The 13482-nt window shown below is 72.4% G+C and carries 13 protein-coding genes; 5 read left to right on the top strand and 8 right to left on the bottom strand.

The genetic code is table 11. The features are described 5' to 3' along the window. Positions 1-161: 161 nt before the first annotated feature. On the top strand, positions 162-1445 hold the full coding sequence (locus ACFWPQ_RS42100) for a hypothetical protein (RefSeq protein WP_384047466.1): 1284 nt from the start codon (positions 162-164) through the stop codon (positions 1443-1445). Here ACFWPQ_RS42100 and ACFWPQ_RS42095 read toward each other — a convergent pair. After that, positions 1429-3168, bottom strand: a complete 1740-nt coding sequence (locus ACFWPQ_RS42095; RefSeq protein ID WP_384047463.1) for an asparagine synthase-related protein — start codon at positions 3166-3168, stop codon at positions 1429-1431. The two genes, ACFWPQ_RS42100 and ACFWPQ_RS42095, sit on opposite strands and share 17 nt — an antisense overlap. Positions 3169-3248: 80 nt before the next feature. Then, positions 3249-3872 (bottom strand): lasso peptide biosynthesis B2 protein, encoded by a 624-nt coding sequence (locus tag ACFWPQ_RS42090; RefSeq protein ID WP_384047461.1) that lies wholly within the window; start codon positions 3870-3872, stop codon positions 3249-3251. Positions 3873-4143: 271 nt separating this feature from the next. Between ACFWPQ_RS42090 and ACFWPQ_RS42085 the strand changes: the two genes are divergently transcribed. Beyond that, a complete protein-coding gene (locus ACFWPQ_RS42085; protein WP_384047458.1) occupies positions 4144-4974 on the top strand; it encodes an aldo/keto reductase in 831 nt (276 codons plus the stop codon). A gap of 140 nt (positions 4975-5114) precedes the next feature. Further along, complete coding sequence (locus ACFWPQ_RS42080) at positions 5115-5549, top strand: cupin domain-containing protein (protein WP_361298537.1); 435 nt, start codon at positions 5115-5117, stop codon at positions 5547-5549. 13 nt (positions 5550-5562) lie between these two features. On the opposite strand, the gene ACFWPQ_RS42075 is transcribed toward ACFWPQ_RS42080, so the two are convergent. From ACFWPQ_RS42075 to ACFWPQ_RS42050, 6 genes are all read right to left on the bottom strand, one after another. Then, a complete protein-coding gene (locus tag ACFWPQ_RS42075; RefSeq protein WP_384047455.1) occupies positions 5563-7923 on the bottom strand; it encodes a SpoIIE family protein phosphatase in 2361 nt (786 codons plus the stop codon). Positions 7924-7981: 58 nt separating this feature from the next. Next, positions 7982-8449, bottom strand: a complete 468-nt coding sequence (locus tag ACFWPQ_RS42070) for a peroxiredoxin (protein ID WP_384047452.1) — start codon at positions 8447-8449, stop codon at positions 7982-7984. Continuing rightward, positions 8450-8827 (bottom strand): DoxX family protein, encoded by a 378-nt coding sequence (locus tag ACFWPQ_RS42065; RefSeq protein ID WP_384047449.1) that lies wholly within the window; start codon positions 8825-8827, stop codon positions 8450-8452. Positions 8828-8941: 114 nt separating this feature from the next. Continuing rightward, positions 8942-9478 (bottom strand): MarR family winged helix-turn-helix transcriptional regulator, encoded by a 537-nt coding sequence (locus tag ACFWPQ_RS42060; RefSeq protein WP_384047446.1) that lies wholly within the window; start codon positions 9476-9478, stop codon positions 8942-8944. A gap of 39 nt (positions 9479-9517) precedes the next feature. Beyond that, complete coding sequence (locus ACFWPQ_RS42055; protein WP_384047443.1) at positions 9518-10294, bottom strand: polysaccharide deacetylase family protein; 777 nt, start codon at positions 10292-10294, stop codon at positions 9518-9520. A gap of 61 nt (positions 10295-10355) precedes the next feature. Beyond that, positions 10356-11807 (bottom strand): glycosyltransferase, encoded by a 1452-nt coding sequence (locus tag ACFWPQ_RS42050; protein ID WP_384047440.1) that lies wholly within the window; start codon positions 11805-11807, stop codon positions 10356-10358. A gap of 193 nt (positions 11808-12000) precedes the next feature. Here ACFWPQ_RS42050 and ACFWPQ_RS42045 point away from each other — a divergent pair, with 193 nt between their 5' ends. Both ACFWPQ_RS42045 and ACFWPQ_RS42040 read left to right on the top strand, forming a co-directional pair. Further along, positions 12001-12414 carry a BlaI/MecI/CopY family transcriptional regulator gene (locus ACFWPQ_RS42045; RefSeq protein ID WP_361298555.1) on the top strand — a complete coding sequence of 138 codons (414 nt, stop codon included), beginning with the start codon at positions 12001-12003 and terminating at the stop codon, positions 12412-12414. A 4-nt stretch (positions 12415-12418) separates the two neighbouring features. Continuing rightward, positions 12419-13429, top strand: coding sequence for a M56 family metallopeptidase (locus tag ACFWPQ_RS42040; RefSeq protein ID WP_384047436.1), 1011 nt, complete (start codon positions 12419-12421; stop codon positions 13427-13429). Positions 13430-13482: the final 53 nt, after the last annotated feature.

Here is a 13482-nt window from a genome sequence, read left to right as displayed (position 1 = left end):
ATGGCGATCCGACGGATCGTCACGGACGATGATCATGAAGTTCTCGGTGGCCGGCGCTTCGGTCTGCCGTGGTCCGCGAAGGAGGCACGCGTGAAAGCCGTTGACACTTGCCCGCGCCGACCGAGCGTCAGGCACAACCTGGGACGCCGGCGGGCGGCATCATGAACCTGCGCAACAACTCGCGCGACGCCTCGCTCCAGCGGGCGAAACGGGCGCTCACACGCAACAGACGGTCGCGTGTGCGCCTGATCGCGATCTTGCTGGTCCTCCTGTCGACTTCCGGGTTGCTGGGCAATTTCGGCCTGAGGGATCTTCTCGGCGCCTTTACCTTTCCCGGCCGCATGGCCGGTGCCGTGCTCGTCGTGGTCGCCTTTACTGCATTGTTGGGCGCAGCCGCTCTGGTGGATCACTGGCAGTGGCACACCTTTGGCCAATCCGGGCTGGTAGCACTCTTTGGTGCGTTCGCAGCCTCCCTGGCCAACCTGTGCCTCTTCATCAAGCTGGTGGCGGATCCCGACTGGTTCTTGTTCCCGACGTTGTTCGGCGCCCTCACGGCGGGTTCGGTATGGGCTGTAGGGGCCGTGTGGCGGACACTGGGTGTGGTTCCCGCTCCGAAGCGGGTGGCCACAGCGCTTCTCGCCACCACCGTCATCGCGCTGGGGAATTTCGGCTACCAGAACCTCTATCTGCCGTCCCAGCGCGAGATCAGGCCGATCATCAAGCTGACCATGGAAAAGGCAGTGGTGAGCAAAGACGGAAAGGCATTCTCCGTACCGGTCAACATCACCCTCGAGAACCATAGCGATGTGAGTTTCGACGTGCTCGGCACCGAATTGCACGCCATGGCACAGAAGGTGGATCTGACCCCGAATGACCAACTCCGCCGGCAGTGGCGAACCGTTGCCAAGCAGTGGAGCTCACTCGAGCGGACGAATCCGCTGTCACGCAGAGAGGTTCACCAGCCGGGTCAGTTGGTGGAGGCCCAACCGTGGATGCGCTACGGAGAACCGATCGGCGCGAACGACACCGTCACCGCCCGAGTCATCGTGCAACTGCCCATGAACACGCCGTACGACCTGGTGGCCTTCTACGCCAGCGCGCACCTCACACGCAAGGACCACGTCTCTCTGGACCACCTGCAACCCGCGGGTTACAGCTGGCATGACCAGGTGCCCGATTGGATGAAGAAGCAGAAGGCCACCGACTCCGTCTTCTACAAGAGCAGGCTTCACGAGAACAACTCGATCGACGAGGAAACGAGGGACCCCAGGTACATCACCGTCTATTGGCAGTTCGGCACGCACGGCGCAAACATCACTGAAACCATCGACGACGCGGACGGCAAGGTCGAGACCCGGGCATCGACGGAAGACCGGTACGGCCTCCGTATCATCGAGGCGGGCCCGGTCGAGCGGATCCTGTGGGACATCAAGAACCCACAATGACCGGCACAGTCACCCCGGGTACCGCTGAGCGCCGGTCCCCCAGCCGCTCCAGCCACGCCACCAGCGCGAGCGAGGCGTTCACGCGGTCCCAGGAGTACGAGTCGCCCATCCCCCACTGAGCCTCGCGCACCGCCCGGCACAGCGTGTCGACGTCGAACATCTCCGCTGTGAGCGGGTGCCGTGCGGAGCGGCAGAGGTCGATGAGTTCGTCGCCGTGTGCCCGCAGACCGCGGACGTAGAGGTCGTTGAAGGGGATCTTGGCCGTTCGGCCGTGGATCCGGGGCGGGAGCAGATCCGCCATGGCCTCGCGCAGCACCGCCTTCGAACGGCCCGCTCGCATCGTGGTCTCGGCGGGGAGGCGCCGCATCGTCGCGATCACCTCCGCGTCCAGAAAGGGGTGCGAGAGGAAGAAGCCGTTCTGCTGTGCGTGGCGCCAGGACAACGGGTCCGGCGCGGCGAGGTAGTTGGCCGCGTCGTAGAGGGACTGCTCCGGCCGGCTCCCGAACACGAAGCGGCTCTCGGCGATGCTGGCCGCCCGATAGCCGTGAGCCCGCGCGAATCCGAGTCGCAACCAGGGCGGCCGAGTGAAGTTGCCGAGTCCCCCGAGTACCGTTCCGCGATGGACGAGCCTCGCGAGCCGTTCGGCCGCCAGCGGAAGCGCCGGCCGCACCACGTGGGTGCCGACGATCTCCCGGATGCCCCGTTCACTGCTCTCGGCATGGGCACGTGCCTGCCTGGTCAGCTCCCGGAGCCTGCCGGAGCGGGCAAGCCGGTGCAGGTGCAGCAGGTTGGTGTCGACGACCGGATCCGCTCCGCAACCGGTCAGAAGGACGTCGCAGCCCAGCTCCGCCGCTGTGGCATGCAGCCGGTTCCAGAACGGGGCGCGGAAGGCGTGGGCGTGCGGCTCGTCCGAGTCTCCCGCGTGATGTTCGAAGTCGTCGAAGTCGGCCACGTCGTCGGCTTCGACGATCACCGGACGGGCCGCTGGTGCAAGCCGGCGGATCGCGTCCACGGCCTCCATGAGATACGGCCGTTCCCCGGCCAGTTCTCCCTCGTCGAAGCGCCCGGCAAGCAGGATGAGGTCGGCGTCGGGGTCCTCGACCTCGGCGAGCAGGCGCGCCGCGAGCAAGGCGACGCTGGTGGAGTCGGTGCCGCCGGAGACGTGGCATGCGGTCGTCCTGCCGAGGCGGCGCCCGACAGCCTGCTCGAGGGCTCGGCGCAGATCCTGCCCGGCCGCACCGGGGCCGAGTCCGTCGAGCGGTGCCGGCGGGTCGCCGGGCCGGCGGGCGCGGAGTACCGACCGGCCGCGCAGCCGCCCGGTGGCCGCGAGCTCCACCACTTCGCCGCCGAGGACACGGTGCACCCCGGCGAACGGGCTCAGATCCGCATGCGGTTGGGCCATGTTCCCGGTCAGGTAGCGGCAGAAGTAGCGGTGTTCCAACTCCGCTGGGTGACCCAGGCCGCGTGCCGCGGTGCTCACGGCGTTCACACGGCCACCGGACTCTCTGAAGAACAGCGGGATGCGGGCCTGCGCGTCCCGCATCAGCAGGACGCGGTCCCGGTACACCAGGACAGCCGCGAAGTCACCGGTCGGCAATGGTGGTTCGGCTCCGGGGCGGTCGAAGGCGTCGAGGAGAGCGCGGGCGCCCGCCTGGCGGTCATGGACCGAATCGGCCCAGCCGACGACCACTGCAGTGCCGGCCGGTGCGGAGACCGATGTCACGAGACCCTGCCGAGCCATCGCCCCCGCGGTCCAGAGCTTCGCCGTGTCCCCGGACCATTCGAGTCGGAGCGCTTCCAATGTCACTCACTTCCGCAGCCGATCGAGAGAACCGGCGTGAAGGCGTGCCCTCGCGGATCGGCGGCGGGAATGCACAGCCCGGCCGCCGACGTCCAGGCGTGCAGGGCGAACGGGTGCTCGCGCACGCCGACATGCAGCGTGGCCTCGAAGCCGCACCGCCGCAGGAGGACGAATGCCGTGACGGCCTCGGCCTTGCAGTCGTCGTCGACGAACCAGCTTCTGCGGCCGTGTGCTTGGACCGCTCGTTTCAGCCGGGCCACATCCTGCGGGGAAGGGGTGTCCGCGCGGGCGTAGCCAGGGGCGGCCAGGGGAAGCAGCCGAAGGGCGCGTCCGAAACCCAAGGCGCGGATCAGCAGATGCACACCGCGAAGCCAGAGCCAGACCTCGGCGTCCGCGTAGGCTTTTCGGCGGACCGTCGCACAGCCGGCTCGGACGAGACCGGTCACGAGTTCGGCGCGTTCCTCGGAGGTGCCGCCGACGAGCTTGCGGACGTCGGCGGTCGTCATGCCGAGAAAACGCGTTCGTCGCCAGTCGGCGATGAGGGCTCCGCCGGACAGTCTGGTGACACGGCAGTGCGGTGAAAGGATGTGCGTCATGGCCACGAGGCCATCGGTGTCCTGAGCCACCGCGTCTCCTCCCGTTCCAGGGGTGCGGCGTGTCAGGACTGGTATCCGTGACCGTCGTAGTCGCCTCCGCTGAAACCCCGGATCAGACGGCCGTTGCCGAGAACGACAAGGCCACGCGGCAGTCGGCGCCGCAGCATTCGGATGAACATCGCCCACCTCCAGTGCCGGGTTGGTGTCGATCATGTCCAGGCTACTCGGCCCCGAACGCCTCGCAACCGCTCGCTCCGTCCGTGACGCTGGAGGGACGACACAGTCGAGGAGAGGTCCCATCGTGACAAGCATTCCGGCGTACCCGCTCAACGACGGGACGACGATCCCCGCCACCGGCCTGGGTACCTGGCCGATGGACGACACGCAGGCCGAACAGGCCGTTCGCCAGGCGCTGGAGCTGGGTTGCCGGCTCGTGGACACGGCGGTGAACTACCGCAACGAGTCCGGGGTCGGCCGCGGTGTCGCGAGCAGCGGCGTGCCCCGCGAGGAGGTGGTGGTGACGACGAAGCTGCCGGGCCGCCACCACGGCTACGAGGAGACCCTCGCGTCCTTCGAGGAGTCCCGGCAGCGGCTGGGCCTGGAGTACGTGGACCTGTATCTGATCCACTGGCCCAACCCCCGGGTCGGCAAGTACGTGGACTCCTGGAAGGCGATGATCAGGCTGCGTGAGGACGGTCTGGTGCGCTCCGTCGGCGTCTCCAACTTCACCGAGGAGCACCTCACCCGGCTGGAGCAGGAGACCGGGGTGCTGCCCTCCGTGAACCAGGTGGAGCTGCATCCGCTGTTCCCGCAGGACGAGTTGCGGGCCTTCCACGCGGCGAAGGGCATCGTGACCGAGAGCTGGAGCCCGCTGGGCCGGGACGTCCGGCTGCTCGACGACCCGGCGGTCGTCGCCGTCGCACAGGCGCTCGGGGTGACGCCCGCCCAGGTGGTGTTGCGCTGGCACGTCCAGCTCGGTGCCCTGCCCATTCCGAAGTCGGCGGACGCGGAACGGCAGCGCGCCAACCTGGACCTCTTCGGTTTCGAACTGGACGCCGCCCACATGGCGGCCGTCTCCGGGCGGGCCCATCGGCGGCTGGGCGGCGACCCGGAGAGCCACGAGGAGTTCTGAGCCGCTGTCAGCTCGAACCGCTGCGGATCGGGCCGCTACGGATCGGGCCGCTGCGGATTGAGCCGTTCCCGCCCCGGCCGGCGGTGCGGGGGCCTATGTTCGCGAAGGTACTCGATCTTCGGTTCAGGAGGCCCCCACACATGCGTACCGCGCTCCGTACCGCAATGACCGGGGCGGTGGCCGTCGGCACTCTGCTGACCTGCGGCACCGCCTACGCCACCCCCGCCGGACCCGGTGTGACCGGCAGGGTGATCAGCCAGACCACCATCGGCGACACGGACTACGTCCTGCGGGAGATCACCGTCCCGCCCGGCCAGACCACCGGCTGGCATTACCACGACGGCCCGGTCTACGGGTACGTCCAGAAGGGCACGTTGAGCCACTTCCACTCCGACTGCAAGGAGGACGGCGTCTACAAGCGGGGCGGCACGGTGTACGAGTCGGGCGGGCCGGGCGACGTGCATCTGGGTGCCAACCTGGGCGACACCGACCTGGTCCTCGACGTGCTCTACGTCCTGCCGCACGGCTCGCCGTACGCGGAGTCGGTGCCGAACCCGGGCTGCGATTTCGAGTAGTCGGCGGCACCGGTCACTCGTCGGTGACCAGGAACGGGCCTTCGGGCAGCGGCTGTTCGGCCCAGATGGTCTTGCCGCTGCCCGTCTGCCTGCTGCCCCAGCGCTGGGTGAGCTGGGCGACGAGGAGCAGGCCGCGGCCGCCCTCGTCGTAGGCGTGGGCCCGGCGCAGGTGCGGTGAGGTCGAACTGCCGTCCGCGACCTCGCAGATGAGCGCGCGGTCGCGGATCAGGCGCAGCTGGATGGGCGGTTCGCCGTAGCGGATGGCGTTGGTGACGAGTTCGCTGACGACGAGTTCGGTGACGAAGGCGGCCTCGTCCAGGCCCCAGGCGGTGAGCTGCTCGGTGGCCGCCTGCCGGAAGTGCGCCACCTGGGCCGGGTCGGGCGGCACGTCCCAGGTGGCGACCCGGTCGGCGCCGAGGGCGCGGGTGCGGACCAGCAGCAGGGCGACGTCGTCGGCGGGCTGTTCCGGCATAACGGCCTTGAGCACGTTGTCGCTGAGGGACTCCAGGGAGTCGGCGGGCGCGCTCAGGGCGCGGCACATCTCCTCGGTGGCACGGTCGACGTCCCGGTCTCGGTCCTCGACCAGGCCGTCCGTGTAGAGGGCGACGACGGCTCCCTCGGGCAGTTCGAGTTCCGTCGCCTCGAAGGGCAGACCGCCGACGCCGAGCGGCGGGCCCGCGGTCATCGGGATCAGCGTGGCCTCGCCGCCCGGCAGCACGATCGCGGGCGCCAGGTGCCCGGCCGCGGCGAGGCTGAGCCGGCGCGAGACCGGGTCGTAGACGGCGTACAGGCAGGTGGCGCCCAGTTCGGCGACCTCCTCGCCGGGGCCGTCCGCGGCGAGGTGGGTCACCAGGTCGTCGAGGTGGGTGAGCAGTTCGTCGGGGGGCAGGTCCACGTCGGCGAGGGTGCGTACGGCCGTACGCAGGCGGCCCATGGTGGCGGAGGAGCGGATGCCGTGGCCGACGACGTCGCCGACGACCAGGCCGACGCGGCTGCCGGAGAGCGGGATCACGTCGAACCAGTCGCCGCCGATGCCGGCCAGCGATCCGCAGGGCAGATAGCGGTGGGCGACCTCGACGGCGGCCTGGCCGGGCAGGCCGCTGGGCAGCAGGCTGTGCTGGAGGGCGAGGGCGGTGGAGCGCTCGCGGGCGAAGCGGCGGGCGTTGTCGATGCAGACGGCGGCACGGCTGGCGAGTTCCTCGGCGAAGACGGTGTCGTCGATGACGTAGTCGTCGGGGTGGCGCATGCGCACGCCCACGACGGCGCCGAGCAGGACGCCCCGGGCCTGCAGGGGTACGGCGATCATGGAGTGGACGCCCCGGCGGTAGGGCCGGCCGGCGGGCGAGAGGGCGTTGCGCTCCTCGACCCAGCGGCGGAACTCCGGGTCGCCGGCCTGGCTGACCACCGCCCGCCGCTCCCGCAGCGCCCGCGCCGGCGGGGAAGCGGCCGGGTGCACCTCGGAGTCGCCCAGCCGTACGGCGGCTTCGGGGGTGCCCGCGGTCACGGAGCCGTGGGCGACGCGGCGCAGGGCGATGTCGCCTTCTGGCACCGTGGGCAGTTCCTCGGCTCCGAGGACCCAGTCGAGGAGGTCGACGCTGGCGAAGTCGGCATAGCGGGGCACGAGGAGCTCGACGAGTTCCTCGGCGGTGCGCACCACGTCCAGGGTGGTGCCGATGGCGGTGGCCGCCTCGTTGAGGAGGGCGAGCCGGAGCCGGGCCAGGTACTCCTCGGTGCTGTCGAAGGCGGCCAGGGCGACGGCGGTCAGCTCGCCGGCGGGGTCGCGCAGGGGCCACATCTCGATGTTCCACGCGTGGTCCTGGTTCAGGGCCGGGCCCCCGGTGGAGGTCTCGTAGCGGACGGGTCGGCCGGTCTCGACGACCTGGCGCAGATGGCGCAGGAATCCCTCGCTGTGCGGGGCCTCCTCCACGGTGTCCAGCAGGAAACGGCCGAGCAGGGCCTCCTCGGGGACGCCCATGAGGCGGCAGGCGGCATCGTTGGCGCGGAGGTAGTGCTGGCGGACGTCGAAGACCGCCATGGCCGTGGAGGCCTGCTGGAAGGCCTGGCCGGCCAGCGTGGGGTCGGTCTGCCGGGGCCGGTCGGCGGTGAGCACGTGGCCGGTGGTGGTGCCGTCGGGGCCGAGGACCGGGCAGGCGGTCAGGGCGACCTCGACTCGGCGGCCGTCGGCGTGGCGCAGCGCGACGGTCCCGGAGCGGGCGGTCAGCGTCCGGGCGGGGACCGCCTCGGCGAGGAGGTCGGCGGCGGGCTTGCCGACGACCTCCTCGGGCCGGTGCCCGGTGAGCATCCGGGCACCCTCGCTCCACCCCGTCACCCTGCCCAGGGCGTCGATGACCGCGGTGGCAGCGACACGCTCCATACGCCCCAGGATGGGACCTGTGCCCCGGCGCATCAAGCGCGGGCCGGGGACCGTCCGCTCAGCCCTGGTGGGCGCGCAGGGCGGCCAGTGCCCGGTCGGCGTGGGTGTTCATGCGCAGCTCGCTGCGGACGATCTCCAGGACCGTGCGGTCCTGGGCGATGACGAAGGTGGCCCGCTTGGTCGGGGCGAGCGAGAAGCCCCGCTTCACACCGAACAGCTCCCGGACGGCGCCGTCCGCGTCGGAGAGCAGCGGCATGCCGAGCGTGTGCTTGCCGGAGAACTCCTGCTGGCGTTCCACGCTGTCCCCGCTGATGCCGACGGGGCGGGCGCCGGCGGCGGCGAACTCGGCGGCCAGGTCCCGGAAGTGGCAGGCCTCGGCGGTGCACCCGGCCGACAGGGCGGCGGGGTAGAAGAACAGCACGACCGGCCCGTCGGCCAGCAGCTCCGTGAGGCTCCGCGTCGTACCGGTCTCGTCCGGCAGCGCGAAGTCCTCGATCTTGCTTCCCACCTCGACGGTTGCCGTCATCTATCGGCCCTCCTCGTCACGTGCGACCTCACGCGCCCACAGCACCAGGGGGATCTGGAGCGGCAGCCGGGCGAGGGCCGCGGTCCTGAGCGGCTCGGGCCGCTTCTGCCAGTCGACGGCCATCTGCACGTTGGCCGGGAACACACCCACGAAGAACGCGGCGGCCGCCCGGGCCGCCACCGCGCGGGTCCGCGGCAGGGCGATCCCCGCGGCCAGCGCCAGCTCCACTGCCCCGCTGCCGTACGTCCATGCTCTCGGCGACCCCGGCAGCGCCTTGGGGATCGTCGCGTCGAACGACTTCGGTGCCGCGAAGTGCGCGACGCCGGCCGCCGCCAGCAGCCCCGCGAGCAGCAGGGGTGAACGTTCGGACCGGGCCACGCAGCCTCCTCTGACGACCTGCCGCCGGATATTACCGGGCGGTACCGCCCCGTTCCCCGCCGGGTCCCGCTCCCACCGGACCGCCGGTCCGGCCGCGCGTACCGGCGCGGCGCCTCAAACGGCCCGGGAGGCCGGGGGCACCGTCTCGGTGGTCTCCTTGCCGGGTTCGTCCTCGACCGCGTGCGTCAGGAAGTCGTCGACCATGCGGTGGAAGAGGACGGCCAGTTGCCGCAGCTCCTCGGGCGCCCAGTCCCCCAGGGCCAGCTGCATGCCGCGTGCCCCGGCGTCCCGGACGCGGTCGACGGCCTCCCGGCCGGTATCGGTGAGTTCGATCCGCTGGGCGCGGCGGTCGTCGGGGTCGGGGACGCGGGTGACGTAGCCCGACCTCTGGAGCTGCTGCACCGTACGCGTCACGTGGGAGGCCTCGACGCCGAGCCGCTGTGCCAGCTCCCCCGGGCGCAGCGGCTCGGAGTCCGCGACCTGGCGCAGCAGGGCGACCGCGGCACGGTCCAGCGGGACGCCGGCGAGGGCCATCAGCCGCTCGTGCTGCCGGGCCCGGGTGCTCAGATAGGTGATACGGGTCAGCGCACGCTCGATCTCGACGACCTCCGGCGTGGCGGCGGGGACGGCTGGCAGCGGTTCTGTGGGCATACCGGCCAGTTTACCATCTCATTGCGTAACTCAAGTAACTTACTGCCTGGGTTTACCCGCCGTACTGCGCCGCGCGTACCCGCCGGTCGTCGATGCCCCGTGCTCACACAGCGGCCCGACGGCGAGACCTCGCCGGTCACAGGTGTCCAGGATGCGCGGCAGCGCGCCCAGGGCCGAGCGCCAGGCGCCCGGCGCCGAGGTGCAGTCGGAGTCGTGCAGGAGGATCGTGCCGCCGCCGTCCAGGTCCCGGGTGACCGTGCGGTGCACGGAGTCCGGGGTGGCGCGGGCGGTCCAGTCCTCGCCCCAGCAGGTCCACAGCACCGGCGTGAGGCCGAGCCGGCGAGCGGCCAGATGGGCCGCGGTGGACATCACTCCGTACGGCGGCCGGAACAGCCGGGGAGCCTGTCCGGTGAGGTCGCCGACGATGTCGCGGGCCCGGGCGAAGTCGTCGTGGGTGGCCCGGGGACCGCGGAGCAGGAGCGGTCGGTGCAGCCAGCCGTGGATCCCGATCTCGTGCCCGGCGGCGGCGATCTCGCGGACCAGGCCGGGCGAGCGGCGGGCCTGGCTGCCGAGCAGGAAGAAGGTGGCCCGGACGCCCCGTCGGTCCAGGGCGCGCAGGAAGAACGGGGTCGACAGCGGGTCCGGGCCGTCGTCGAAGGTGAGGGCGACGTGGTCCGCCCGGCCCCGGCCGGCGAGCCGGGGCATGGCGCGGTTGCGCAGTGGGCCGAACGTGGAGACCACGGGCGCGGCGTGCAGGGCGAGCGCCGGGAGGGTGGCGACGGCGGCCGCGCGGAGGAGGGGTGCGGTGGCGGTCACGGGCGGGGCCCTTCCGTCGGGCGGGCGGGGTGCGGGGTCGTACCGGAGCCGGGTGCGGGGGTCACGAGTGGTGGTCCGGCTGCTGCGGGGAACCGAGGTGGGCGTCGTCGTCGAGGTCCAGGGTGTGGCCGATGGCGTGGATGACTCCCGAGCCGCTGCCGGTCGTGGCGACCGCGGTGCCGACCGCACCGGCCCAGACGGCACAGGCCACGGCGACACTGGCGGCGAGGCGCCGGACGGCCGGGCGGGGCCCGCGCGGTGCGGGCGCGATGCCAGGGGTGTTCGCGGCCGAGGGTGACGACCGGTCGAGGCCGAGCGGGGCCGGCAGCGGGCCGGTCGCACGGCAGGCGCGGGCTATCTCGTCCGCGGGGCCCGCTCCGGCGGCGGCGAACAGGGCGCGGCCCGCCTCGCGCTGCAGCAGGCCGCGGGGGCCGTCGATCAGGTCGCCGAGCACGCCCTTGAGCTGGTCCGGGTCGCGGATCCAGGCGGCGACCCCGGCCTCGTCGAGCGCCGCCGCGTTGGTGAGGCCGTGGCCCGGGATGCAGCGGTAGCTGGCGACGGGCAGTCCGGCGGCGAAGGCCTCCAGCGAGGTCAGCCCGCCGGCGTTCTGCACCAGCACGTCGGCCGCGTGCATCAGGCCCGGCATGTCGTCGACCCAGCCGTAGGCGTGCTCGATGCCGTCGGCGCGCAGTTGCTCGGCAAGGGCCTCGTTGCGGCCGCAGACGACGACCGGTGCCGCCGCGCCGCAGTCGCGCAGTTCCAGGGCCACCTGCCGGACCGGGCCGACCCCCCAGGAGCCGGCGACCAGCAGCGCCAGCGGGGTGTCCGCGGGCAGCCCGAACCGGGCCCGGGCCGCCCGGCGCCGCTCGGCGTCGGCGGGACAGAAGCGCGGGTCGGCCACCGGGCCGCCCACCCGGACGTCCCGGGCGCCCAGGGCGCGGGCCTGGGCGGCGGGCACGGCGTGGGCGGCGAGGTGCACGTCGACGCCCTCGGCCACCCACAGCGGGTGCACCGAGAAGTCGGTGAGATAGGTGAACACCGGTGCGCCGAGGCGCCCGCCGAGCCGCAGTCTGCCGAGGACGCGGCTGGCGCCGGGGTAGGTGGAGACGACGGCGCCGGTGTCGTCGGGGAGGGCCTCGAGCATGCGGTTCTCGGCGGTGCGCAGCAGCGCGCGGGCCAGCGGGCCGCCGCCTCCGGCGCGTTCGGTGCTGGAGTAGACGCGCTGGTAGATCCAGGGCGCCCGGACGAGCATCCGGTGGTAGCCGTCGCGGACGGTCCGGCCGAGCCGGGCGGGCAGCAGGTCGAGCAGGTCGTACCGCTCGACCGTGACACCGGCCGCCGTCAGCCGGCGCTCCAGTTCGCGAGCGGCGCCGTCGTGGCCCGCGCCGATGCTCGCGGAGACGATCACGACGCGCTCGGCGGGCGTCGCGCACCGGGACACCGGGGCCGGGCGGGGACGCAGGGCGGCGGCCGCAAGGGCGCGCAGATGCACCGTACTTCCGAGGTGGGGCATGGGTGGGTTCCTCCGCAGAGACTCCGCAGGTGGAGTGGAGCGGCGAAACTCTACAACATGTAGTAGGTAATCTCGTACAACTTGTAGTAGCCCGCTTTCGCGCAGCTCACGGCCGCGCAGCCCCGGTTCTACATGCCGTAGTAGCAGTCCCGGTAGGCTGTGACCTCGAACGCTGGTTGAAGGACGGTGAACGGTGCACGACCGGAAGATCGACGAGACCGGCGAGGCAACCGGCCGGCGGGCCCGCGGTGAACTGGAGAGCGGCGTGCTGGCCGCCCTGTGGGCCGCTTCGGAGCCGCTGACCGCCCGGCAGGTCCAGGACCGGCTGCCGGGGGACCTCGCCTACACGACGGTGCTGACGATCCTGTCCCGGCTCCACGACAAGGGCACCCTGGTACGGCACCGGGCGGGCCGCGGCTACGCGTACGCACCCGTGCGGGACGAGGCGTCCGACACCGCCCAGCGCATGCACACCCTGCTGGAGCGCGGTTCCGACCGGGAGGCCGTGCTCGCCCGGTTCGTCTCCGAACTCTCCGAGGAGGACGAGCAGTTGCTGCAGCGCCTGCTCGGGGAACACGACGGCGGCCCCGCCGACGAAGGACCGTGAGCCGATGACCGTCAGCGTCTACGTCCCCTTCCTGGTCACCGTGGTCCTCGCGGTGGTCGCGCCCCGGCTCGCCCGGCGGTTCGCGCCGCGCCCGGCGGCGTGGGCGCTGGCCGGCGGCGCGCTGGTGACGGCGCTCGGCTGGCTGGGTTCGCTGGCGCTGCTGGCGTTCACCGGGCTGGCACAGATCCCCGAGGTCGCGGAGGAGGGCCGCTGGTCGGTGACGGCGCTGCGCGCGGACGACCCCGTGTACCTCACGGTGTCCGCGCTCGCGACGGTCACCCTGCTCGCCTCCCTCACCGGCCTCGCGGTCGCCGCCGTACGGCAGGTACGGCATCTGCTCTGGGCGCGCCGGGAGTGCGCACGGCTGCCCGGGGACCTGGAGCTGGCCGTGCTCGACGACGCGTCGCCGCACGCCTTCGCGCTCCCGGGGGCGCCGGGCCGGATCGTGGTCTCGCACGGGATGCTGCGCTGCCTCGGCGACGCCGAGCGGGAGGCGCTGCTCGCGCACGAGCGGGCCCATCTGCGCGGCCGCCACCATCTCTTCCAGACCGCCTGGCGGCTCACCGCGGCCGCCTGCCCGCTGCTGCGGCCGCTCGCGGAGACCGGCGGTTTCGTGCTGGAGCGCTGGGCCGACGAGGAGGCCGCCGCCCACCTCGGGGACCGCACGGTCGTGGCACGCGCGGTGGGCCGGGCGGCCCTCGCCTCGGCCAAGGCCCCGGCCCGGGCCTCGCTGGCGGCGACCGGGGGCGCGGTGCCGCAGCGGGTCCGGGCACTGCTCGCCCCGCCGCCACCGCGCCGTGCGCTGCCGCTGGTCGCGGGCGCCGCGCTGCTGGCGGTGTCCTGCGCGAGCCTGGCCGAGGCCGCCTCCGACAGCGAGCACATGATCGAGGGCGCCCAGTTCGCCGCGTGCGTGACCTCCCTCAGGGACACGGGGCTGCCGGTACCGCCGCCCGAACACGGCCCCTGCGGCCACCCGCCCCGCGACCACGACGGGCCGGACCGGCACGATCGCTGATCGCTGATCGCTGCGGGGCTTGACACCGCGCTCGCAACGGGGGTTATCGTCAC

The sequence above is a fragment of the Streptomyces sp. NPDC058464 genome (assembly GCF_042721035.1).
Classification (GTDB): domain Bacteria; phylum Actinomycetota; class Actinomycetes; order Streptomycetales; family Streptomycetaceae; genus Streptomyces.
This window is presented reverse-complemented; position numbering and strand designations above follow the sequence as displayed.

Bases quoted from the DNA above. Each gene is read 5' to 3' on its own strand.
- ACFWPQ_RS42100 (WP_384047466.1), top strand. From the start codon at position 162: ATGAACCTGCGCAACAACTCGCGCGACGCCTCGCTCCAGCGGGCGAAA.
- ACFWPQ_RS42080 (WP_361298537.1), top strand. From the start codon at position 5,115: ATGCGTACCGCGCTCCGTACCGCAATGACCGGGGCGGTGGCCGTCGGC.
- ACFWPQ_RS42075 (WP_384047455.1), bottom strand. From the start codon at position 7,923: ATGGAGCGTGTCGCTGCCACCGCGGTCATCGACGCCCTGGGCAGGGTG.
- ACFWPQ_RS42070 (WP_384047452.1), bottom strand. From the start codon at position 8,449: ATGACGGCAACCGTCGAGGTGGGAAGCAAGATCGAGGACTTCGCGCTG.
- ACFWPQ_RS42060 (WP_384047446.1), bottom strand. From the start codon at position 9,478: ATGCCCACAGAACCGCTGCCAGCCGTCCCCGCCGCCACGCCGGAGGTC.
- ACFWPQ_RS42050 (WP_384047440.1), bottom strand. From the start codon at position 11,807: ATGCCCCACCTCGGAAGTACGGTGCATCTGCGCGCCCTTGCGGCCGCC.
- ACFWPQ_RS42040 (WP_384047436.1), top strand. From the start codon at position 12,419: ATGACCGTCAGCGTCTACGTCCCCTTCCTGGTCACCGTGGTCCTCGCG.